Raw genomic sequence first — 21,896 nt, 5'->3', positions numbered from 1 at the left:
CAAAGTAAAACGTATTGCTATTGACGCAATATTTACAATAATATACTACGTCAGTAAGTAATCGTAAAGAAGGAGAAACACGTATGAAAGATATACCCGTCGGCAGTGCTACCAATACGCGCATCGAGTCCGACAGCATGGGAGAAATTGCCGTCCCCGCAGACCGCTACTGGGGCGCTCAGACGCAGCGTTCACTCATATATTTCTCCATTGGTGATGACCCAATGCCCATCGAAGTTATCCACGCCTTTGGGATTGTCAAAAAGGCCGCCGCTTTGACAAACCTCGAACTTGGGCTTCTGCCGCATGACAAAGCAGGCTTAATAGTCCGGGCCGCCGAGGAGATTATCGAGGAGAAGCTCAACGCACATTTCCCGCTCAGTGTGTGGCAGACCGGAAGCGGTACGCAGACCAACATGAACGTAAATGAGGTTATCTCAAACCGTGCCATTGAACTTGTCAGCGGGCGCATGGGCAGCAAAAACCCCATCCATCCCAACGACCACGTCAATATGTCCCAGTCCTCAAACGATACGTTTCCCGCGGCAATGCACATAGCCGCAGCCACTGCCATAACAAAAATGCTTATTCCAGCCATAAAAACGCTCCGCGATGCGCTGGACACAAAGGCCGCAGAATTCTCACACATCGTCAAAATAGGCCGCACACATCTTCAGGATGCCGTGCCGCTGACCGTCGGGCAGGAGTTCTCCGGATATGTCGCACAACTGGGACTTTGCCTTAATTATATAGATAACACACTGCCAACGCTCTATGAACTTGCCATCGGCGGGACGGCTGTTGGCACGGGCATCAACACACATCCGAAGTTCGCCGAGGCCGTTGCATCACACATTGCAAAATTGACAGGGCTTCCCTTTGTGTCAGCGCCGAATAAGTTTGCTGCCCTGGCCTCTCATGACGCTATCGTATCGGCAAGCGGGGCAACGCGCACCCTTGCAACCGCTCTGATGAAAATCGCTAACGATATCAGATGGCTTGGCAGCGGCCCTCGCTGCGGGCTTGGGGAACTCATCCTCCCGGCCAATGAACCCGGCTCTTCAATTATGCCTGGCAAGGTCAACCCAACACAGTGCGAGGCAATGACTATGGTCTGCGTTGCGGTGATGGGCAACGACGCCGCAGTCGGCATCGCAGGGTCTCAGGGGAATTTTGAGCTGAACGTGTTTAAGCCAATTATGATATTTAATCTGCTGCACTCTGTGAACACACTTGCGGGGGCGTGCCGGAGTTTTGAGGAATTTCTCGTCAGGGGTCTTAAGGTTGACGAGGGGCGTGTAAAATCCCACGTTGAACGCTCACTTATGCTTGTCACTGCCCTGGCTCCGGTGATAGGCTATGATAAGTGTGCAAAAGTTGCCTATAAGGCGCTTGAAGATAATATGACGCTCCGGGAGGCGTGTCTTGCGCTGGGGTATCTCAACGGCGGGGAATTCGACAAGCACATGCGGCCAGAGGCAATGACCGGCCCTGAACTCTAAGCAGGCACTAATCTATTATGGGCTATACGGGCGTCTCGGCCAGAATCTTCTTGGCCGTCGAGATGTCCTTTTGTATCTGCGTCTTAAGGTCTTCTGCCGATGGGAAGGTCTTCTCATCGCGAAGCCGCTTTAAGAAGTACACGCGTATGGTGTTGCCGACCAGGTATTTGTCATAGTCAAAGAGGTGAACCTCGTATGCTGTGTGGATGCCTCCGAATGTGGGGTTGTTGCCAATGTTTGCAACTGCGTCGTAAAGAACGCCGTCAACGGCAGCCCTGACTACGTACACTCCGGCCTTTGGCACCAGTTCATCCGGCAGGGAGAGATTAGCAGTAGGCGTTTGAAGCAGGGTTTTACCCCTGCCCGTGCCGGTTATCACCTGCGACTGAATGAAATACGGCCTGCCCAGAAGTTTACGCGCCTCTACGACATCACCGCGGGTGAGCAGGTGTCTTATTGAGCTGCTGCTTACCACATTTCCACAGCTTGTAACGTTTCTGACCACATTAAACTTGAAGCCGAATTTGGCAGCCCTGCGCCTCAGCACCTCTGTTGAACCTTTCTTGCCCTTGCCAAACCTGTAATTATGTCCTACTATGATGTGTGCCGCCTGAAGGCGCTTAACCAGTATCTCTTCGATAAAATAATCAGGGGCAATTGATGAGAACTCCTTGTTAAAATCTATGCAGAGCAGTACATCCATGCCTGTCTTCCCTATCAGTTCGGCCTTTATATCAAATGGCGTAAGTATTTTTAATCCCTTTTGCGGGTTCACTACCTTAACGGGATGCGGGTCGAAGGTTATCACTATCGACGTGCCGCCAGCGCTTTGTGAGGCTGCCTTTACACGCTCTAATATCCTTCTGTGACCGGCGTGTACACCGTCGAAGTTCCCCAGCGTTATGATGGCATTATGATATGCCTTCGTTAAATTCTCCAGTCCTCTTATTATCTCCAATGCCGTCTCCCAGTGTGTGTTTTATTAGATTGAACTTTCAATTATACAATTTTCAAAAAAAATAGTGTTATAATATTAGATATGCCTTTACTGAAAATTAAAACGTATCCTGCAAAGGTACTAAAGCAGACTGCCTCGCCGTTTAAAAACATTGACGGCAGTACGCAAAGACTGATTGACGACATGATAGAGACCATGTACGACGCCGCAGGAATAGGGCTTGCTGCACCGCAGGTCGGGGTATCAAAAAGGCTCATCATACTGGATACATCTTTGAAAGACGACACAAAGCCCAGTACTTTGGTAATTATTAATCCAGAGATTGTGTACTCTGAAGGGGATATTTTGTCAACAGAGGGGTGCCTGAGCATACCGGAGTTCACCACAACTGTAGAGCGCCGGGCGCTGGTCTTTGTCCGGGGGCTTGACAGAGACGGTAAACCTGTCGAGATTGAGGCCGCGCGGCTGCTGTGCAGGGCGCTGCAGCATGAGATTGACCATTTAAACGGGATACTGCTGCTGGATAAACTAAGCATGGAAGATGCAGCAATCCGAAAAATAAACTCTACCTGACTGCCTGGCAATACGGGCGGTTACACGTAAAAGGGATAGGACTTGAATATTGTTTTTTTTGGGACGCCGGAGTTTTCAGTATGCACCCTCGAGGCGTTACTAAAGGCTGGATACAACATTAAGGCCGTTGTTACGAAGCCCGATGCGGGCAGACGAGCGCTGCCTTCTGCTGTCAAGGCGCTGGCCGTGTCGTCATCGCTGAGAGTACTCCAGCCACATTCGGTACGAACGCCGGAGTTTATCAGTGAGATTCGGGACTGCGCCCCGGATGTGGCAGTTGTTACGGCTTATGGGAAGATTCTGCCTGCAGAGCTGCTGCTGCTCCCTCCTTTGGGTTGCATCAACGTCCATGCCTCGGTATTGCCTGCTTACAGGGGGGCTGCCCCGATTCAGCGGGCAATTATTGCCGGTGAACGTGAAACAGGGGTTACTACAATGCTGATGGACGAGGGGGTTGACACAGGGGCGGTGTTTCTAATCAAAAAGACCGTCATAGAAGAAAGCGACACGGCTCAGACTCTAACACAGAGGCTTGCCGCAATGGGCGCTGCACTACTTATCGAGACACTCAAGGGGATAGGGCATGGTACGCTTAAGGCCGCAGCGCAAGAGGGCGTCCCCTCATATGCCGCCCCCATCAGCAAGAATGACTGCCAAATACTGTGGGCAAGGCCTGCCGCTGAGATTGTTAATCTGATCAGGGGGCTGTGCCCGGTGCCCGGCGCCTTTACGTTTATTAATGGTCAGCGCATCAAAATCATCAGGGGTGCTGTCCAAAGCAATGACAAATCCAGCTATAGGCCCGGTGACGTTGTCAGAAAAGACCGTGACGGCCTTTTAATAGCCGCGCTCACTGGTGTCGTATCGATTGAAGAACTCCAGCCGGAGGGGAAAAAGCCGATGTCATACAGGGAATATCTGCGCGGCAAGGTCAATGCAAAGGAGGCGCTTGAGCATGTGGGCTAAATGGTTACGCGGCATTGTGCTGAAGATATATTATCCTATGCTGATGCTTCTGGGTGCCTTTTTTAAAGATAAGAAGGAGAGTTTTCAGCGCCACGTCATCAATTTAAACAACAGCCTCGTACTAAAACAGGGCATAAAGACTCAAAGGATACTCCTGATGCTCCCGCACTGCCTGCAAATCGATAAGTGTGACATAAGGATAACAAACAACATATATAACTGCAAGCGCTGCGGCAGGTGTGGCGTAAAGGACCTGATTGGCGTCTCAGAAGATAAAAAACTGGAGCTGTACATGGCTACAGGCGGCTCAGTGGCAAGGAAAATAGTCATGGACGTGCGTCCGCACGCTATTGTGGCAGTTGCATGTGAGCGTGACCTCAGCAGCGGCATAGTTGACTCATATCCGCTGCCGGTTATTGGGATTCACAACGAACGGCCATACGGCCCGTGTTTCAATACCAGCGTAAGCATAGAAAAAGTGACTGCCGCAATAAATGCCCTCTGCCCATAATGATTCCCAATCAGCAGGGCAAACGCACTTGCTTGACCACTTGACAGGTCTGAAACGCTCCCTCAGCCCAAATGAGGCAGCAACCGCGATCTTTTCGCCTAAGCGCTCCATCGCTGTACCTGTCAGATTAGTCGGAAAATCTTCTCATCACGCCCATTACCCGCCCCAGCACACTCACATCTGAGGCATTTAACAGCATGGGCTGCATGTCCTTGTTCTCCGGTACAAGCATTACGTGAGCACCCTTACGATAAAATCTCTTTATCGTGGCCTCGTCATCCCCCACAAGGACAATCGCTATGTCGCCATCTCCGACTGCACGGGCAGCATCTACAAACACTATGTCGCCATCTCCGATGCCTGCCTCTATCATGCTATGCCCGGTCACGCGAAGGGCAAATCCGCTTTCGATATTCAGATATCCCTTGTCAAGCGTAATGTAGTCCTCTATGTCCTCTACGGCAAGTACCGGCTCTCCAGCCCTAACCCGTCCGACTACCGGTAATCTCACCGTATTTAGCTTTCTCATGCCCGTAACTTCTATGGCACGCTGCTTGGCATCATCCTTTCTCAGATACCCTTTGCGTATCAACGTGTCCACATGCTGTTTGGCTGAGAGGGGACTTGAGTACCCAAAACCCTTGCAAATCTCCCTTATTGTGGGGGGATAGCCCTTTACCGACAAGTGGTCTTTTATGAACTCCAGCACCCTTGCCTGTTTTTCCGTCAGCTTTGTCTGTTTATCCGTCTGTTTCTTCATATTTCTATTATATACACTCGTTCAGTCTTTGTCAAGTATTAATTTTCCATAATAAATAAAAAAAAAGGGCTGTCTTACCCCCTGAAGATAAGACAGACCTTTTTAATTTTTTTAGGGGGGGGGAGGGCAGTTTACGGGTGGCGGCTTACCCCTATCGAAACAGGGGAGGAAGTTTCTAAGGCAAGCCACCATACAAATGTACATAGGCGCTTTTTTAGGGAAGGAAGAAAATAAACTGCCCCCTTTCTTAATGCCACTCTCTCTTTATTATATACCTTCATAACCATGTCCCTGTATTTACTATATAATATGATAAAAGCCCATTACAAGATAAATCTTATTCTGCAAAACCTGATATATGTGAATAATTATTCACATACCCAGAGATACCATATTCTATCGTTTATGGAACAAGATAATTCTCAATAAGCGTTAGACTCTGAAACACCCGCATACCTTCATGCGTCAGCATGTAGTTTTTGCTTTTATCCTGGGTAGAGATACCGGCCTCTTTGAGGATTTTTAGGTGAAAGACGAGTTTGGTGTGGTCATCCATTTTGAGTTCTCTGTTTAGTTCCATAAAACGCATCTCTTTGCTGCGGTGAAGGAATTTTATTATATTACGCCTTATGGGGTTGGACAGACAGTTAAACAGGCGGTCAAGGTCGATATTTACAGTGTCTTTTTCAAAGCCGGCCTCTTCAATCTCACGGCGTACTATGGTAAGCAGTTGATCAATTTTAAATGGTTTTACAATATAGTCCGACGCCCCTTTTTTAATTATCTCAACAGCATTTTCTATGCTTGAAAACGCTGTCATGACGATTACCTTGGCCGACGGCCTTGTCTTTTTTATCTCCAAAAGCGCCTCTGCCCCCTTCATGACTGGCATAAGCATATCTAAGAGTACGATGTCAAAATCTATCTCTGCAGCCTTTGCTGCGGCCTCTTTGCCGTTAGCGGCAAATTCCGTGTGATACCCTGCATCTGCCATTACCTCGGCGATGCTCTCTCTTAGTTCTGTGTTGTCGTCGGCAATGAGGATTTTTTTCAATGTGACGCCCTCCTTTGTTGTAAGATTAAATACCCTTGATAAGTCATCATCCGATATACCTGTCCTGTTGATTAGGCGTAAACTCACTGTTGTATGTCCTGGTTATCGACATAAGATTTTTTGCTATCAAGGCGGCCTTGTCTATGTTTTTCTGCAAGCGCGCAAGTTTTTGTGTAACAGCCTCCGGGGCTGTGGATTTACTTAGTTTTTGCTCAATTAACTGAGCAGACAAAGAGGCGCTTGTCAACAGGTTATTTATCTCGTGTGCCATAGCCGCAGCCGATTGATGTGCTGCCGTTATTTTTTCGGAATCATCAGGGAAATGCGGCAGGTTTGAAATATCTCTTAGAGAGCCTTCTATGGTTAAGGCGTCATTTTCCCTAAAATAGTACGCGTGCAGAGACGCCATGAATGGGCTGTTATCACGTGTTTTTATAAGCATCTCAATACCCTCTGCCCTTCCCTTTTCATTGAGCATAGCGAATATTATCTGCGGCATTGCTGCCGTGTGCCCTGTGCCAGCAAATAGTTCCCAAAACGTGCATGATTTTATATCATCGGGGCTGAAGCCCGTTAACCTCTCCACGCAGTCAGATATAAATAGTATCTGACCGTCAGTGGATATTCTAAAGAAAATATCCGGGGGCTTGTCAGATAACTGATCACACAATTTTTTCTCGTCTGCCATGAATCTCATGCGCCCCCGATTAATTTAATAATTCCTGTTGTGGGATATCAGGCATTTCCTCAACTTTAATATAGTCACAAAAATATTTTGATAGTTTTTCGTCGTGGCTATAAATAATCGGTACATTATGAGTTAGGGCAATGGATACAATCTGACAATCAAACTTTACCCTTACCTTTGTGATTTCATCCTGCTTCATTTGCTCAATTGTCCCATCTTTAAGTTTCTTATGATATATTTTTGCAAAGCAGCTTGCTGCGGCTACATCAAATGGTGCAATAATAAAAGATTCATTGAACACCGATAGTATCTTATTATGCTCCTCACAGGGAATGAAACAAAGAAATTCTGCAACTACATTTATTGGTAATAGTATTCTTATATCTTTATCATCTGCAAGCCATTTAATAAATCGTTTAGCTTTTGAAACCATTATATCCTGGCTCTCTGCCGACTTTCCACTCATACCCCATATAAGAATATGGGTATCTAAGCAAATATATTTCATTGTCAGCTGCGCATCTCTGAAATAATTTTAACAACATCTATATCATCCTGAAAATATCTTCCTGCTATTAAAGATAGTTTTGATATGCTTTTAGTAATTGGCATATCTTCATAGTCTATAATCTCTTCAATATTAAAAGATTCAATTGAATAATCATCGGCATTCCACTTTGCTATTCCCGAGAATCCTACCCAACAATAAAGCCTGCGTGCTATTACTTTTGCTATTGATTCGCTTACATCACAATAAATTATTCTATTGTCGATAAGTTCTATCCCAATTATTGGAGTTTTCCCGCCTGCACGAATTACCTTGCCATAGATTACTGTTTTTCCTGAGAGTTGAGTAGCCGTTGGAAATATTATCTCAGTTTGCGGGGAAATAAAAGCTAATGGTTTTACGCTGCCAGATTGAGTCCTGAACTCTGCCACACAATCTCCTTTCTTTATAAAATCATATACAGATTTGATTCCTTTGACAGAATTTGATGGAATTTTGTAGTAATCACCCGTAGCTATTGCATCAGATAGCACAGTGAAAGCATTTAAGGCCAGGTCTGCTCTGGAGGACTCAAAGGTGAGTATTGTACTGCCTTTTTCGATATTGACTAAACCGATAACAATGTCATCAGGATTGACATCTGCATTGTCCTTGACTATTATTGCGGTCAAAGACTCTTCGACCTTAGAAACGAGTTCGGCTAAATCTCTTGCCCGAATGGTCTCAGGGAGAATCTTCTCCCCTGCAAACTTTATTTCCATTATACCTTCCATTCCGCTCCCTAAAGCTGTGCCCTATTTATTATTATAACATTCCTCAACGGCTAACTTCATTAGTATTTCACGCCAGCTCTGCCGCTTCTGCTACTGTAAATACCATTTTACCATATTCATAGTCCACCTGTATTGTGTCTCCTTCTTTTACTGACTTTTCGATTATCTTTAGTGCCAGCGGGTTTAATATTTCTGTTTGCAGCGCCCTTTTCAACGGTCTTGCGCCATAGACAGGGTCGTAGCCGATGTCTGCGACTGCCTCTTTTGCCCTGTCTGAAAGCACTATGTCTATGCGTTTGTCCTTCAGGTACCGCCTCATTCTGTAGAGCTGAATGTCCACAATGCGTTTTATCAGTTCTTTAGTCAGTGGGTTGAATATTATTATCTCATCCACCCTGTTAAGAAACTCCGGCCTGAAGATTGACCGCAGTTCTGCCATGACCTTGTCCTTAACGCCGCTGATGCGTGAATTATTTAAGTCAGGGAAGTCTCTGGCTTGCAAGTGTTCCTGGATATACGAACTTCCTACGTTTGATGTCATAATTATGACAGTGTTTCTAAAGTCCACTGTCCTGCCGTGACCGTCTGTCAGCCTTCCATCATCGAGCATCTGTAACAAAACATTAAATACTTCTGGATGTGCCTTTTCGATTTCATCAAACAGGACAACGCTGTAGGGGCGTCTCCTAATGGCCTCAGTAAGCTGCCCGCCCTCGTCATAGCCGACATAACCCGGGGGGGCACCAATAAGACGCGACACCGTGTGTTTTTCCTGATACTCTGACATATCAATACGTCTCATGGCGTTTTCGTCGTCGAACAGGAACTCAGAGAGCGCCCTTGCAAGTTCGGTCTTCCCTACACCGGTAGGCCCTAAGAATATGAATGAACCTATTGGGCGGTTCGGGTCCTGAATGCCAGCCCTTGCCCTTCTCACCGCATTAGAGACCATTTGTACTGCGTCGGGCTGTCCCACCACCCTGAGCCGCAGCCTGTCCTCCATGTGGAGGAGCTTTTCCACCTCTGTCTCAAGCATTCTCAGCATAGGAATTCCAGTCCATCTCGACACCACCCATGCGATATCCTCCTCTGTTACCACGTCTGTAAGCATTTTGCTGTTAGCGTGCCAGTGCTCAAGACGGCGGGTTTGGTCTTCCAGTGATTTAGAAAGCTCTATAATGCGGCCATATTTCAGCTCCGCTGCTCGGGCTAGATTGCCCTCACGTTCGGCATTTTCGGCCTCTGTCTTTGCGTCTTCTATCTCCTCTTTTATCTTTCTGATTGTGGAGAGGATTTCCTTTTCCCCCATCCATAGGGAGCGCAGCTCATCTCGTTTGTCGATAAGTTCGACTACAGTCTTGTCTATTTTCTCAAGCTGAAGGGCTGAGTCTTCTGTGTCTTCTCTGAGCATTGCCTGACGCTCTATCTCAAGCTGCCTTACACGCCTCTCCAGTTCGTCGAGTTCCGCAGGCATACTGTCCATCTCCATGCGCAGCTTCGAGGCCGCCTCGTCTATTAAATCAATTGCCTTGTCCGGCAGGAATCTGTCCGATATATAGCGGTTTGACAGGACAACGGCGGCTACCAGGGCAGAGTCTCTGAATTTTATCCCATGGTGAATCTCATAGCGCTCTTTCAGCCCCCTCAGAATCGATATAGTATCCTGCACAGTAGGCTCTTTTATATAAACCGGCTGAAAACGTCTCTCTAACGCGGCGTCTTTCTCTATATATTTCCTGTATTCATCAAGCGTGGTAGCGCCAACGCATCTGAGTTCCCCGCGTGCAAGGGCAGGCTTAAGCATATTAGAGGCATCCATTGAACCCTCGGCAGCCCCCGCCCCAACAAGCGTATGCAGCTCGTCTATAAACAGGATTACCTTCCCCGCAGAACCCTCTACCTCCTTGATTACTGCCTTCAGTCTGTCTTCAAACTCACCCCTGTACTTTGCCCCCGCCACAAGCGCCCCTAAATCAAGCGCCACTACGGTCTTGTCTTTCAGCGTCTCCGGCACATCCCCTGCTACAATACGCCCGGCAAGCCCTTCGGCTATGGCTGTCTTACCAACCCCTGGTTCTCCGATTATCACCGGGTTGTTCTTTGTCCTTCGGGCAAGCACCTGGATTACCCTTCTGATTTCCTCGTCTCTTCCTATTACGGGGTCAAGCTTTCCCTTAGCGGCAAGGGCGCTGAGGTCCCTGCCATATTTCTTTAGCGCCTGGTATTTTTCCTCCGGGCTTTCATCAGTGACGCGCTGCGTACCTCTGAATTCCATCATAGCCGCAAGCAGCGCATCGCTGTCTATGCCATGGCCCTTCAGGAGTTTGGACGCACCGCCGCCTTTAAGAATCAGCCCTAAGAGCAGGTGTTCGACGCTGACATATTCGTCGTTCATGTGCTTGGCCCTTGCTCCTGCCTCGTCAAATACATCCTTCAGTTTTGGAGACAGGTATAGGTGTCCAATGGGCTGTGCCCCTGATACACGTGGAAATCTGGAGACGGCAGCCTCCAGCTCGGCCTTTAATCTTTCGACATTAGCGCCTGCCTTTGCAAGAATCTGCGATGGAGTTCCGTCTTTGTCCGCTGTCAGGGCAAGGAGCATGTGTTCGGGCTGCAGCTCCTGATTGCCCCTGCTGCCGGCAATTGTCTGGGCGTCTCTGAGGGCCTCGCGGCTTTTTATCGTAAGATTATCCATCATCTGCTGCCACCTCCATTGTCATTTGGGGGCGGCTCATGTTTTCCAATAAGTATTTGCTGTAGTCTGCCCTGGAAATAGCTCTTTGTATCTTCCTCAAGGTAGTCCATGATGCCCTCTATTTCTTTACGCATGGCCTCAAGTCTGCCCCGCATTTCCATGATTATCTCAAGCCCTGCCTTGTTTACGCCTAGTTTTCTTGTGAGATCAACAATAAACTCCAACTGCTTTATGTCTTCATCCGAGTACTTGCGCTGGTTATTTTGCCGTGCCGGTGCTATAAACCCTTCCCGCTCATAGAGCCTCAGGGTCTGGGGATGCAGGTCAAACATCTCCGCCACTACGCTGATTACATAAAGGGGTCGTCTGCTGTCATCGTTCTTAGCCATGGCTCTGTTCCCTTGTCAAATTTTTCAGGTGTTCTCTTACGTCTTCCTTATATAAATCATCAAGGGCGATTATCTGCTCTCTCTGCTTTTGTGTCAGCCTTGCCGGGACTGCCACCTGCACCTCGACATATAAATCACCGCTGCCAGCGCCCTTAGGAAGCGGCATCCCCTTGCCCTTGAGTTTGAATATCCTGCCGCTTTGAGTCCCCTCAGGAAGGGTCATTACAGATGTGCCGTTAAGAGATGGTATCTCTATTTTTGCCCCAAGTGCGGCCTCAACAAACGTTACCGGCAGGTCTATATATAAATCATTGTCCTTTCTCTTAAATACAGGATGCGGTTTGACTTGTATCTCTATGACTACATCTCCTGCAGCGCCTGCTCCCATAGCGCCCTTGCCCTTGAGTCTTACCTTGCTGCCGGTGTTTACGCCCGGCGGAATTTTAACTTTCATCGAATCTGTGGCTGCAACTGTGCCCATGCCGTTGCATACATGGCATGCTCTGGCGCCCTTTACCCCGTTGCCTGCACAGTTTATGCAGAGCGCGTCGCGCTTTATAGTAAGTGACTTAGTTACGCCTGTGTATGCCTCGTCAAGTGTCAGTGTCAACTCTGCAGTCAGGTCGTCGCCTCTGTTGTCTCTTTGGGTATCTGGTCTGGCGTTGAATTTGAATAGCTCAGAAAATACGTCTCCGAATCCCCCGAAATCATAGTTCGCCGTGTATTTTTTACCGCCAAAACCGCTATTAAATGGCCTGGCGTTAGCGCCGTTTCTGAAATACTCAAAGCCGTTTTCAGAGCCAAACGGATTAGCCCTTGCCTCGTCGTATTCCTTACGCTTTTTTTCGTCACCTATAACGTCATATGCCTCATTTATCTCCCTGGACTTCGCCTCACATTCCTTGCTCCCGGGATTCAGGTCGGGATGACATTTCCTTGCCAGCTTCCGGTATGCCTTTTTTATCTCATCATGTGTAGCGCTCTTGCTTACGCCCAGTGTTGCATAATGATCTTTTACCCCACTATTCCCAGGTGAAGACATATCAGCCTCAGTATTCGCACGCATTTGTTAAGCCGCCCAAAGCGACCAGCGACGAATCGTCACTGTCTAACTATAACACTTTATAAGAGCTTTGTCAAGTTATATTTATTGAACTTAATCAAGTGTTAAGTTGCTTAACGTATTTTTCATTCCTTAGTTTCTCAACCCCTTAATAACCTCAAACAGTTCCATCGCCGCTGCGCGCGGGCCTTCCTGCCCGAAGCCCTCAACACCAAGCTGTGTCCTTATCTGACCTACCTTGATGCCCAGCTCAAACATCTTGTTAAAATACGCGGTTGCGAGTTCCTCGTGGACATCTCTGCGCTGCGGGGCACCAAAGGGATTGGCGAAGTATGTGTTGACAATGCCCTTTTCATCTGTCGTGCCTTTAGCGTATCTGGCGCCATTTCTAAAAACCGTCAGGGCCTTCTCCGGTGTGTCAAAGAACTCTATAACTGGATGTGTCTCGTCCACTGGTTCATAGTTATTGGCGTAGAGAACGATGTCAACCTTGTAGCCGCGTGTAATATCGTAGTATGTAGTTATTGGGATGATGAGACGGGCATTTGTTTTATCAGGGTTCATGAAGATACTTCGGTCTATCTCCTCATAGGCATAGCCGGGCTGAAGGTCGTCAAGCCTGACAAATGCACCTATCTCTGTACCGTAGCCGGTGATTCCCTTTTCATCGCTGAAGTTTAAAGACCCCATATCGTCAAAGATAAACTTTAGGTCACGAATATGCTCATCGGCCAGAGTCCTGAGCGCCTCAAGCGTCTCGGACTTTCCAGCCCCGCTGTCCCCGACGATTACAACACCGGCATTTGTGCCGGATTTGATAGTCAGAGATGTCATTGCCCCGTGCAGCGGCAGACGCCCACGCTCCAGCATCACTATGTTATGAAGTGTAAGCGGCATCTTCTTGAAATATCCGAAATAGTCTATGTCCTCTCCATATCTTATCATTCCTATGAGAGTGCCGGTCTTTCTGTCTTCATAAAAGACCGTCTCACCTGCAAAATCCATATTCTTAAGGCCGACAAACAGCATAATATCAGGGGATTTGTCATCAATGTCCTCGTAGTCGGCAATCTCAAAGAGATTACACAGCGACAGCCCCTGTGATATGAAATCCCTGTGAAAATATATAAATGCCGTAAGCGTCCCAATCTTTGCCGGATAGCACATCCACTGCTCAGGGATAAGCAGCAGCATGTCTTCCTTCAGGTTGAATACTTCCTTAAACGCCCCCTTGCGTTTGTTCATCTTCGGGTATAAAATCAGCGGAGATTCCATAATGGCAAGCCGAATAAAGGCGACATCTTTAACGAAGTTGAGACCTTCGGGGTATTTCCAGTCGATTTTCTCAAGCAGTATGCCCATGTTTGCCCCTGCTGGCAGCTGCCGGTAGACGCGCGGGTTAAACCCAAGCAGATTTTCCCTGACGTGTCTGTATGTTTCCAGGACGATTGTCTTTAATTCGACATGGAGCTTGATGAACTGGGCGTGGTGAATGCTTTGCTGTGTGTAATGTGAGCGCTTAGGGGCCTCGATATACATATATCTCTCGAAGCGCCGCCAGTAGTTATACAGCTCTTCGATGAACTCAAGCAGGTATTCCTTGTCTGACAGCACATCGTAGTATTGGCTGTTCATGACTATGATTTCAGCAGCCGTGTGGCTGGCAAGCAGGCGAAACAAGTCAGTCATGTATTTTGTAAGCGATTCACGCCTTCTCAATGGGACACACTCTTGTAAAAAGGTAAAGACCCTGCTTTGTTTTGTCTCAATGCGTTTAATAAACCCATTGATAATCATAGTAAACAGCTCGCTCTGGAGCAGCTTTGACGGAGTGTCGCAGTACATCAGGGAAAAATCGAAAATGACCTTGCCGCGGGTGATAGCATAAGGCTTTTTTTGGGTCAGCGACCCGTTGTGAAAATCAGACATCATCTTTACCTTCCTTTGTTAATGTTCTATGTCGTCTCACGTAAGCACACTCTCAGTGCAACGGCTATTATAGTCTAATCTGGCGGTTAATTACCAATGCCCCAAAATCAGAAACAGGCACTTGGGATGCGTCATGTGTTCGACCAAACTATAAGCCTTATGGTATAATGGTGCTGTGGAAACGGTTTATAGAGACATAGACCTGACCGAAATCATCAATGGAGAGGAGAGTATGGGGCCTAGTCCATTTGGAAGTCATCAGAGGATTAGCGGTAATCTGAATGAAATAATTCGTCATTATGTTAAAGCAAAGAAATTAGGCCAAGTCTATTATTCTCCGTTGGATATAATCTTTGAAGAAGGAGTGAACCGACTTCAACCAGACATATTGTTTATCAGGACAGAAAATATGGCTATTGTTCAGGACTGGGTGCGCGGTGTACCGGACATGGTTTGCGAGATAATTTCACAAGGCACATACGCGAGGGACACTGCTTTAAAGAGGGCAGTATATGAGAGATACAGGGTACCTGAGTATTGGATAGTCCTACCTGAGTTTAAGACAATCGAGATACTCACCATTGAAAACGATAGATATAAGACACACTCAATTGCGGAGATAGAAGGTATCGTTACATCTAAAATTATAGAGGGGCTTCAGGTCAACATTAAGGATATATTCGATTAATGCAGGTTGGCAGCAGCTTGCCAGTTCCAACTTATGGAGAACACTACATGAAAAACATTTCTTTTATTGAGATAAGATCGCCGGATTCAAATATCTTCAGACGTTTTCCTATCCCACGAGTTGGGGCGGTGTTACTGTCAACTATTCTCAAGAACCAAGGCCATAACGTCAGGGTATATATTGAGGACATTGCACGGCCAGACTGGAAGTTTGTTGAGAAATCAGACATTGTGTGTATATCCACTATAACCTCAACCGTTCACTACGCCTATGCAATTGCTGACCGCCTGAGAAAACTTGGCGTTATTGTCGTAATCGGAGGCGCTCACACGACGTTTATGCCCGATGAGGCCATGGGACACGCGGACTTCGTTGTTCGCGGTGAGGGGGATATTGCCCTTCCCGCACTTGTCGAGTATATAGAAACCGGCCTGCCCCCAGTAGAATCAATCGGAGGTCTGACTTACAGAAATCTCGCCGGAGATATAGTCCACAACCCGCAGGGTGAGTTCGTCAAAGACCTTGACACGCTGCCGCTTCCTGATTTCAAACTCGTTCACAGGTGGAAGAATTCTAATATCCTGCCTGTTGCCACGTCGCGCGGCTGTGCGTTTAACTGTCGGTTTTGCCTCGTGTCGCCCATGTTTGGCAGGAAATACCGCTTCAGGTCGGTTGAGTCCGTGATGGGTGAACTAAAAATCAGGGTCAAGCTCTCAAACTCCCCTATCTTCTTCGTTGATGATAACTTTGCCGCCAATAGAAAGAGGACAAAGCTAATCCTCCAGGGCATGAACGAGATAGGTCTAAAACCCCGCTGGTCAGCAATGGTGCGCCCAGATATCGCCAAAGACCCCGAACTCCTTAAAATCATCGCAGACACCGGTAAACCTACGGTATGTATCGGCTTTGAGTCCATAAATCCAGAATCCTTAAAGGAATACGAAAAGAAACAGACATTAGAGGACAATATAACAAGCATAAAGAAGATAAAAGCACACGATATTAAAATCCACGGCATGTTCGTCTTCGGAGCAGACACCGATACAGTTGATACAATAAAACGCACTACAGACTTCGCCACATCGATGGGGCTTGACTCAGTGCAGTATATGATATTGACCCCGCTTCCGGGCACAAAGATATATGACGAATTTAAAGCGCAGGACAGACTACTGCATACTGACTGGGCCAAATATGACATTCACCATGTGGTCTATAAACCGGCGATGATTGCCGCCCATGACCTTCACTTTGAGACGCTTAGGGCGATGAGAGATTTTTACTCATTGGATTATATATTGCGGCGCATGAGTAGGCTGGATTTATTTTACGGCGCGTTTGGTGTATACAGCCGAACCATGATTAATAAGGCAATTAAGAGTTCAGACGCCTGCGTTGACGGTCTTTGCAATTTGAAATCAGCGATTTAATAACAAATTCATGTTTGGCATACGGAGCAGCCGTAATCACTTTTGCACAGCCCTGAGAGGGAAGCGCAAGGGTTCTTGACAATATTATCTAATGTAAATATAATAAGGACAGTATGGTAAGGAAACTTATAATAATTATAGCCGCCGTATGTGTATTCGCGTTTAGCGTAGAAACTATATACGCCGAAAGTGAGGATGTTGCTGATAGCGTAATTCTCGTTCTAAAAAATGGTGAAGAGAGGATTTTAGATGGATGTCTTATCGACGGCCCATATTTTTGTAACCATAGGGCTCGTTTTTGTGTACATGAGAATAATATTAAGGCTATGAAGGGCAATACAAAGTATTGTGGCGGAACAGGAATAGTTGGTAATCTACCAAGAGATTTGATTCAGGGGATTTCAGATGCATCAGGGATAAGCGATTGGTTTAAAAAAGCCTGTGAAGTTGGCATCAAGGAGCTTACGGTCGCCGTAAAAGGCGGCAGGAAGCTAGTTGATACCAGAAAAGATAAATTAGAAACGATAACTCTTGTAGATGGTGACTCCCCAACTAAAAGCGGAATCGATACAGGTAAGACATATGTGTTTACATATGACGCTAAATATTCGAGCAACAGACAACTGAGATTAAGCTGTCTGATAAATACAAGGATATGGATTTACTATATACATCAATAAGCAGACTTCTGGTGAGTGAACGCTCGTTGGTAAAAGCTCTGCTAACATTTTTATATGTCTCAGTCTTAATGTTTCCAGCGGCAACTACAGCGCAGGCAGGAAATGCGCTTGCAAAGGAGAACTGGATAGGGCAGATGTCGGTAGTGTTGCCTGGCATCATGTGTGCAGAAAATCAATATTTCAGAAAATGCTTCAACCTTAACCAGACCGGCTGTAATGATGAGGCAGCACAAGCTGTTAAATCATGCCTGACGAAGCATGCCGCTGAAATACCTGCAGCCTTATCGCCAAGAGATGGTGAGCACTGGGGCAGTAAAATAAGCGGGTGCGTCTATGAGACGATTAAATCAAATCTTAAGACAACCATCGACTCAGACGAGTGTAATGACCTGAGCAAGCGGCAGTAATTTGTACAGATTGGCTGTACACCGCCCCCTGAGTGTGCTTCGTGTAGTAATATCAGTGTTTACTGTGTCCCTGTGTTTGTCTTTTACGCTTTACATGTGTTACTGTTGAAGCATGGGGTTTAAAATCAAAAATATCATTAAACAGGTGTCATTTAATACGTTTATTCCTTTTTTCTATCCAATGATGATGCTGCCGCTTAAGAGCTGGAGGAAAAAGGCAATCGCTATGCTCAGTTTTCAGCCGGGTGACAGGGTGATAATTCCGGGCGTTGGCAGCGGTTATGATTTGCCATATGTTCCACACGGTGTTTCAATTGATGGCGTTGATATAAGCGAGGTAATGCTTGCAATTGCGAGAAATAAAATTCGGAATAAAAAACAGGAAATCACCCTGCACATCATGGATGCTGAACACATGGACTTCCCCTCCAATACATTTGACAAGGCAATACTCGATCTTTTCCTTACGTGCGTATATGACCCGCAAAAGGCATTCGCAGAAATCGTCAGGGTACTCAAGCCAAACGGAGAAATTCTCATATACGACCATCTCATCAGTGTTCCAAAGTGGGCAGCCCGGGTTATGTCTACGGCTGACTTTGTGATGAAATATAACTTTTGCAGCGTCATCAGGGTATTTGATGACATTATAAAGGATCAACCGGTTACAGTTGTCAGAGTAATTAATGGAGACCCGTTTGGATTTATTAAGGGCTTTTTGCTTCGTAAAATGACACTGATAGATTCTCACCGTTTGTTGTGCTAATGATTATTAACAGACTCATATGTGATGGGGTGCAGGGGACAAGTTCCCTGCCGGGAGTTTGAGGGCAGAGCCCTCATTCTTCAAGTCAGTTCTATTATGCCACCCATAAAAATCTTAAAAAAACCATGATTGATTGACGGTTATGAGGACACGTTCAAGTATAGTGTCCCCATAACTGCCACATATCGTGCTCTAAATCCTAGTCTTTTGGGGTCGTCAGCGAAAACACTTTTGATTCCACCTTTCCGCTGGCATTTTCGGCTGCCAGTTTGAAGTAATATGTCGTGTTTGGAGATAACGACTCCAGCGTAAACGATACTTCCTGTTGTCCAACGCCGGTTAGGGTCGTCTGCGAACTTTTAGATATCAAACTCCCCATGTCAGTACCGTATAGCGCATAAACGGTGGTCAAGCTGTTTTTGGGATTGACCTTGCCTGTTACTACTGCTGAGGTACTAGTTATATCCCTGGATTTCACGTCCTCGCTTATAGTCGGCGGGAGTTTGCTAGTGGATTGCGTAAATGTTGCCGATACAGCGCAATCAGATGTTAAGGTACCTGTTGTAAACGTGCTACCGGATAAGTAGCCGCCGCAAGTGCTGTTTACCGACGCCGTATATCCTGTGTTTGGCGTTACAGTAAATGCCGCTGTATTGCCACAAGAGGTCGTCTGAATAGACGGGCTTATCGTTCCGCCGACCCCTGCTGATGATGTTACCGTACATATGTTTGTAAACACTGCCGTTACAGATTTGTTCGAGAACATCGTAACAGTACATTGAGCACCGTTTAGTGAATCACACCCGGTCCAGTTTGAAAATGTATAACCCGCATCCGCAGTTGCCGTTAGTGTTACGGATGTGTAGATATCATATGAGGAGACTGTAGAACCGCAGCTCATTCCAGTTGGTGAGCTTGTTACCGTGCCGCTCCCGGATTTGGTTACAGTCAGGGTGTAAGAAATCGATTTCCAGGTCATACACATATTGTGCCAACTACTGTTGTAATTGTAATACATATACCCATCTCCATAGGCCAAAATGGCTGTGTCATTCGTAAACTGTTGGAGATAGTACGTGCCGCTCGTGTCCGCTCCTGTGGTTACACCTCCGGATTTTGTTCCAAAGAATGCAGGATATTGATTATATACTGCATTAATTGCTGCAGTAGCAGCAATTTCGTTGTTCGATGCAAACGTCGCTTATCTGCCGTTGCTGTTAGCGTCACTGATGTGCCCGGCGAGTAGGATGCCGTGCCGGTGCTGCCGCTCCACGTGAGAGTCCCGCTTGACGGTGTTAGCGTGCCCGAGCCAGTGCCGGGTTTCGTAACCGTTAATGTATAGGTAGTGGGCATATTGGATGATTGGAATTTCTGGATTCGGTAACTATAGAAATCACCAACAAAAACATACCCCATTCGGTCAACTGCTATACCAATAGCATGATAAAACTGTCCGTCCCCTGTACCAGGGCTGCCCCATTTCGTAACAAAGATACCATCGCTCGTAAATTTCTGCACCCGGTCATTCCATAGATCAACAACATAAACATACCCGCTGCTGTCTACGGCTACACCAGTGGGGCCATTAAACTGTCCGTCACCTGTGCCGAAGCTGCCCCATTTCGTAACAAAGGTACCGTCGCTCGTAAACTTCTGGACTCGGTGATTATTGTATGCGATAATATAAACATATCCGTTGCTATCTATTGCAATAGAGCTAGGGTAATATAACTGCTCGTCCCTTGTACCAGGGGTACCCCATTTTGCAACAAAAGCACCATCGCTCGTAAATTTCTGGACTCGGTGATTATACCCATCGACAACATAAACATACCCGCTGCTGTCTACTGCTATACCATCAGGGCCATCAAACTGTCCGTCCCCTGTACCAGGGGTACCCCATTTTGCAACAAAAGTCCCATCGCTCGTAAATTTCTGGACTCGGCCATTATTCCCATCGACAGCATAAACGTACCCGTTACTGTCTACTGCTATACCACTAGGGCCACCAAACTGTCCGTCACCTGTGCCGAAGCTGCCCCATTTTATAACGAAAGCACCATCACTCGTAAATTTCTGGATTCGGCTGTTCATCAGGTCGGCAACATAAACATACCCGCTGCCATCTATTGCTATGCGATAAGGGTTATTAAACTGACCATCCCCCGTACCATAGCTACCCCATTTCGTAACGAAAGAATAAGTTTCCGCTGCCGCTTCGGTTGGCATTAAGATTCCTGAAAGTAAGAACATCATAGCGTAAAACATGATAAAACAGCACACAATAGCCTTCCCCTGTGGCTTGAACGAACCTGACTTGAACGATCTTAAAAAATCAAAGATATAATTCATCGCATATCCTCCCTTATAAATACCCTTGTAAGACTGAAACAGCCTTTCTGAAAACAGCTTTGATATTGCTTTGTTAACCAAATCACCTCCTCTACTGATAATGTTATAAAATATTATAAAGCAACGCATACAGCCATTTATGTAATCCTCATAACTATGTGAAAAATCTCAGTCCAGCCTCATATCCCCCCTCACAGCTTTTTGACCATACTATTTCTGCATAGACAGGCACGGTTACACCATCTCTAACGTGGATAAAAAGCTGCACTACCTTGCCTTTAACAAGCAGTTGGTCCAAAACCAGGCCGATACCTCCACTGCCTATGTTAAAACTCGCTGCCGTTTTTTGTGTCAGACACGCATCATCTAATGTCCTAAACTCAACAGTATTGTTATACGCCTTTCTGTCATATGTTCTATCATCTATGTCAGATTTCATGCTCTATCATCTCATATAAAAAAATAGTAGTCAATCCCCCAAAAGGGGGATTTTTATTTACAGACCGGATGTGTACGATGAGGCATTGAGCAAAACAAATCTGTTATTCAGATGGTGGGAATGCCAAACGCGATATAATCTCGCATTTATTTGGATGCACCAATCTTTCCCATAATGTTCTTGAGGTGATCCTTACACTGTATGTTTGCTGATGAATAGTTTGTCAGCTATTTCTTTGTTTGAACTCCCAAAACACACAAGTTCTAGCACCTCTGATTCCCTTTTACTGAGATTGAAAGCCATACCAGCCTTTTTTAAATCGACACTGTGCTTTCGTGCAATTCGCTCTATCAAAACCATGATGAGTAACGGTGCGCCACCATCTGGCACTTGTGAAACTGAGAAGGCCCTCAATGACAATAAATGTCCTGAGTTATCTTCAACTAAAGTACAACTCACAATATCTTCATTGTTATTATGGCCTTCTTTATCAAGTTCGTCTTTGTCAGATATTTCTTCCACTAACCCATTCTTTACTCTGTCACAGAGTTGATAAATCGATTTGATTAGCAAGGGGAGTTCCTTAAACTGTCCATGTTCTTCTTGCATGATTCCAAATTCTGGAGCTATATCAAGACCTTCGGCATTTGAAAAGACCCTCTGGTTTTTTGTGTCGGTGAGTAGACCGGGGAATTGCACCCCCAGCCCCTCGCAGAACCGGACATGAACCTCTCCGCTCATCCGGCTCCCATTATTCAGCCGTTG

23 protein-coding genes are annotated in these 21,896 nt (G+C 46.4%); 9 read left to right on the top strand and 14 right to left on the bottom strand.

Annotated features, from left to right (window positions below; translation table 11 throughout):
- Window positions 1–83: 83 nt before the first annotated feature.
- Window positions 84–1,502 carry a class II fumarate hydratase gene (gene fumC / locus ASN18_RS15010; RefSeq protein ID WP_085053600.1) on the top strand — a complete coding sequence of 473 codons (1,419 nt, stop codon included), beginning with the start codon at window positions 84–86 and terminating at the stop codon, window positions 1,500–1,502.
- 22 nt (window positions 1,503–1,524) lie between these two features.
- Here fumC and ASN18_RS15005 read toward each other — a convergent pair whose 3' ends face one another.
- Window positions 1,525–2,460 (bottom strand): bifunctional riboflavin kinase/FAD synthetase, encoded by a 936-nt coding sequence (locus tag ASN18_RS15005; protein WP_085053599.1) that lies wholly within the window; start codon window positions 2,458–2,460, stop codon window positions 1,525–1,527.
- A gap of 81 nt (window positions 2,461–2,541) precedes the next feature.
- Between ASN18_RS15005 and def the strand changes: the two genes are divergently transcribed.
- The 3 genes from def to ASN18_RS14990 are packed head-to-tail and all read left to right on the top strand — an operon-like array spanning window position 2,542 to window position 4,510.
- Window positions 2,542–3,033 carry a peptide deformylase gene (def, locus tag ASN18_RS15000; protein WP_085053598.1) on the top strand — a complete coding sequence of 164 codons (492 nt, stop codon included), beginning with the start codon at window positions 2,542–2,544 and terminating at the stop codon, window positions 3,031–3,033.
- A 42-nt stretch (window positions 3,034–3,075) separates the two neighbouring features.
- Window positions 3,076–3,999 (top strand): methionyl-tRNA formyltransferase, encoded by a 924-nt coding sequence (fmt, locus tag ASN18_RS14995; RefSeq protein ID WP_085053597.1) that lies wholly within the window; start codon window positions 3,076–3,078, stop codon window positions 3,997–3,999.
- Window positions 3,989–4,510 (top strand): DUF116 domain-containing protein, encoded by a 522-nt coding sequence (locus tag ASN18_RS14990; protein ID WP_157073032.1) that lies wholly within the window; start codon window positions 3,989–3,991, stop codon window positions 4,508–4,510. Before fmt ends, ASN18_RS14990 begins: the two co-directional genes overlap by 11 nt.
- A 127-nt stretch (window positions 4,511–4,637) precedes the next feature.
- Here the strand turns inward: ASN18_RS14990 and lexA are convergent, their stop codons facing one another.
- From lexA to ASN18_RS14945, 9 genes are all read right to left on the bottom strand, one after another.
- The gene (gene lexA / locus ASN18_RS14985; protein WP_085053595.1) at window positions 4,638–5,270 is read right to left on the bottom strand and encodes a transcriptional repressor LexA; all 633 of its coding nucleotides are present in this window, start codon (window positions 5,268–5,270) and stop codon (window positions 4,638–4,640) included.
- 403 nt (window positions 5,271–5,673) lie between these two features.
- On the bottom strand, window positions 5,674–6,411 hold the full coding sequence (locus ASN18_RS14980; RefSeq protein ID WP_085053594.1) for a response regulator: 738 nt from the start codon (window positions 6,409–6,411) through the stop codon (window positions 5,674–5,676).
- The gene (locus tag ASN18_RS14975) at window positions 6,371–7,012 is read right to left on the bottom strand and encodes a PAS domain-containing protein (protein ID WP_236861798.1); all 642 of its coding nucleotides are present in this window, start codon (window positions 7,010–7,012) and stop codon (window positions 6,371–6,373) included. The genes ASN18_RS14980 and ASN18_RS14975 overlap by 41 nt, the downstream gene beginning before the upstream one ends.
- A 19-nt stretch (window positions 7,013–7,031) precedes the next feature.
- Entirely contained in the window at window positions 7,032–7,520 is a 489-nt protein-coding gene (locus ASN18_RS14970) for a type II toxin-antitoxin system VapC family toxin (protein WP_085053592.1), read from the bottom strand.
- A 2-nt stretch (window positions 7,521–7,522) separates the two neighbouring features.
- Window positions 7,523–8,281 carry a hypothetical protein gene (locus tag ASN18_RS14965; RefSeq protein WP_157073031.1) on the bottom strand — a complete coding sequence of 253 codons (759 nt, stop codon included), beginning with the start codon at window positions 8,279–8,281 and terminating at the stop codon, window positions 7,523–7,525.
- Between the two features lie 79 nt (window positions 8,282–8,360).
- Window positions 8,361–10,991 carry an ATP-dependent chaperone ClpB gene (gene clpB / locus ASN18_RS14960; RefSeq protein ID WP_085053590.1) on the bottom strand — a complete coding sequence of 877 codons (2,631 nt, stop codon included), beginning with the start codon at window positions 10,989–10,991 and terminating at the stop codon, window positions 8,361–8,363.
- Complete coding sequence (locus ASN18_RS14955; protein WP_085053589.1) at window positions 10,988–11,377, bottom strand: MerR family transcriptional regulator; 390 nt, start codon at window positions 11,375–11,377, stop codon at window positions 10,988–10,990. Before ASN18_RS14955 ends, clpB begins: the two co-directional genes overlap by 4 nt.
- A complete protein-coding gene (locus ASN18_RS14950) occupies window positions 11,370–12,443 on the bottom strand; it encodes a DnaJ C-terminal domain-containing protein (protein ID WP_085053588.1) in 1,074 nt (357 codons plus the stop codon). The genes ASN18_RS14955 and ASN18_RS14950 overlap by 8 nt, the downstream gene beginning before the upstream one ends.
- A 129-nt stretch (window positions 12,444–12,572) precedes the next feature.
- Complete coding sequence (locus ASN18_RS14945) at window positions 12,573–14,372, bottom strand: phosphoenolpyruvate carboxykinase (ATP) (RefSeq protein WP_085053587.1); 1,800 nt, start codon at window positions 14,370–14,372, stop codon at window positions 12,573–12,575.
- A gap of 172 nt (window positions 14,373–14,544) precedes the next feature.
- Between ASN18_RS14945 and ASN18_RS14940 the strand changes: the two genes are divergently transcribed.
- The 5 genes from ASN18_RS14940 (at window position 14,545) to ASN18_RS14920 (ending at window position 18,340) form a co-directional block, all read left to right on the top strand.
- Window positions 14,545–15,057 carry a Uma2 family endonuclease gene (locus ASN18_RS14940; protein WP_236861796.1) on the top strand — a complete coding sequence of 171 codons (513 nt, stop codon included), beginning with the start codon at window positions 14,545–14,547 and terminating at the stop codon, window positions 15,055–15,057.
- Between the two features lie 47 nt (window positions 15,058–15,104).
- Window positions 15,105–16,487, top strand: a complete 1,383-nt coding sequence (locus tag ASN18_RS14935; protein ID WP_236861795.1) for a B12-binding domain-containing radical SAM protein — start codon at window positions 15,105–15,107, stop codon at window positions 16,485–16,487.
- A gap of 113 nt (window positions 16,488–16,600) precedes the next feature.
- Window positions 16,601–17,167, top strand: a complete 567-nt coding sequence (locus ASN18_RS14930) for a hypothetical protein (protein ID WP_085053584.1) — start codon at window positions 16,601–16,603, stop codon at window positions 17,165–17,167.
- Between the two features lie 11 nt (window positions 17,168–17,178).
- A complete protein-coding gene (locus tag ASN18_RS14925) occupies window positions 17,179–17,574 on the top strand; it encodes a hypothetical protein (protein ID WP_085053583.1) in 396 nt (131 codons plus the stop codon).
- Window positions 17,575–17,686: 112 nt separating this feature from the next.
- On the top strand, window positions 17,687–18,340 hold the full coding sequence (locus ASN18_RS14920) for a class I SAM-dependent methyltransferase (protein WP_085053582.1): 654 nt from the start codon (window positions 17,687–17,689) through the stop codon (window positions 18,338–18,340).
- A gap of 199 nt (window positions 18,341–18,539) precedes the next feature.
- Here ASN18_RS14920 and ASN18_RS14915 read toward each other — a convergent pair whose 3' ends face one another.
- From ASN18_RS14915 to ASN18_RS14900, 4 genes are all read right to left on the bottom strand, one after another.
- On the bottom strand, window positions 18,540–19,319 hold the full coding sequence (locus ASN18_RS14915; RefSeq protein WP_157073030.1) for an InlB B-repeat-containing protein: 780 nt from the start codon (window positions 19,317–19,319) through the stop codon (window positions 18,540–18,542).
- A gap of 122 nt (window positions 19,320–19,441) precedes the next feature.
- Window positions 19,442–20,773, bottom strand: a complete 1,332-nt coding sequence (locus ASN18_RS14910; protein WP_236861794.1) for an NHL repeat-containing protein — start codon at window positions 20,771–20,773, stop codon at window positions 19,442–19,444.
- 73 nt (window positions 20,774–20,846) lie between these two features.
- Window positions 20,847–21,131: a PilZ domain-containing protein gene (locus ASN18_RS14905; RefSeq protein WP_085053579.1), complete on the bottom strand. Its 285-nt coding sequence runs from the start codon at window positions 21,129–21,131 to the stop codon at window positions 20,847–20,849.
- Between the two features lie 192 nt (window positions 21,132–21,323).
- The coding region (locus ASN18_RS14900; RefSeq protein ID WP_353740375.1) for a helix-turn-helix transcriptional regulator at window positions 21,324–21,896 on the bottom strand (573 nt) is incomplete at its 5' end.

The organism is Candidatus Magnetominusculus xianensis, from assembly GCA_001541255.1.
Classification (GTDB): domain Bacteria; phylum Nitrospirota; class Thermodesulfovibrionia; order Thermodesulfovibrionales; family Magnetobacteriaceae; genus Magnetominusculus; species Magnetominusculus xianensis.
Note: the sequence above shows the minus strand (reverse complement) of the source record. Positions and strands in the feature narration are given on the sequence as shown.

Bases quoted from the DNA above. Each gene is read 5' to 3' on its own strand.
- fumC (WP_085053600.1), top strand. From the start codon at position 84: ATGAAAGATATACCCGTCGGCAGTGCTACCAATACGCGCATCGAGTCC.
- def (WP_085053598.1), top strand. From the start codon at position 2,542: ATGCCTTTACTGAAAATTAAAACGTATCCTGCAAAGGTACTAAAGCAG.
- ASN18_RS14990 (WP_157073032.1), top strand. From the start codon at position 3,989: ATGTGGGCTAAATGGTTACGCGGCATTGTGCTGAAGATATATTATCCT.
- lexA (WP_085053595.1), bottom strand. From the start codon at position 5,270: ATGAAGAAACAGACGGATAAACAGACAAAGCTGACGGAAAAACAGGCA.
- ASN18_RS14975 (WP_236861798.1), bottom strand. From the start codon at position 7,012: ATGGCAGACGAGAAAAAATTGTGTGATCAGTTATCTGACAAGCCCCCG.
- ASN18_RS14970 (WP_085053592.1), bottom strand. From the start codon at position 7,520: ATGAAATATATTTGCTTAGATACCCATATTCTTATATGGGGTATGAGT.
- ASN18_RS14965 (WP_157073031.1), bottom strand. From the start codon at position 8,281: ATGGAAATAAAGTTTGCAGGGGAGAAGATTCTCCCTGAGACCATTCGG.
- clpB (WP_085053590.1), bottom strand. From the start codon at position 10,991: ATGATGGATAATCTTACGATAAAAAGCCGCGAGGCCCTCAGAGACGCC.
- ASN18_RS14955 (WP_085053589.1), bottom strand. From the start codon at position 11,377: ATGGCTAAGAACGATGACAGCAGACGACCCCTTTATGTAATCAGCGTA.
- ASN18_RS14950 (WP_085053588.1), bottom strand. From the start codon at position 12,443: ATGCGTGCGAATACTGAGGCTGATATGTCTTCACCTGGGAATAGTGGG.
- ASN18_RS14945 (WP_085053587.1), bottom strand. From the start codon at position 14,372: ATGATGTCTGATTTTCACAACGGGTCGCTGACCCAAAAAAAGCCTTAT.
- ASN18_RS14935 (WP_236861795.1), top strand. From the start codon at position 15,105: ATGAAAAACATTTCTTTTATTGAGATAAGATCGCCGGATTCAAATATC.
- ASN18_RS14930 (WP_085053584.1), top strand. From the start codon at position 16,601: ATGGTAAGGAAACTTATAATAATTATAGCCGCCGTATGTGTATTCGCG.
- ASN18_RS14920 (WP_085053582.1), top strand. From the start codon at position 17,687: ATGGGGTTTAAAATCAAAAATATCATTAAACAGGTGTCATTTAATACG.
- ASN18_RS14915 (WP_157073030.1), bottom strand. From the start codon at position 19,319: ATGACCTGGAAATCGATTTCTTACACCCTGACTGTAACCAAATCCGGG.
- ASN18_RS14905 (WP_085053579.1), bottom strand. From the start codon at position 21,131: ATGAAATCTGACATAGATGATAGAACATATGACAGAAAGGCGTATAAC.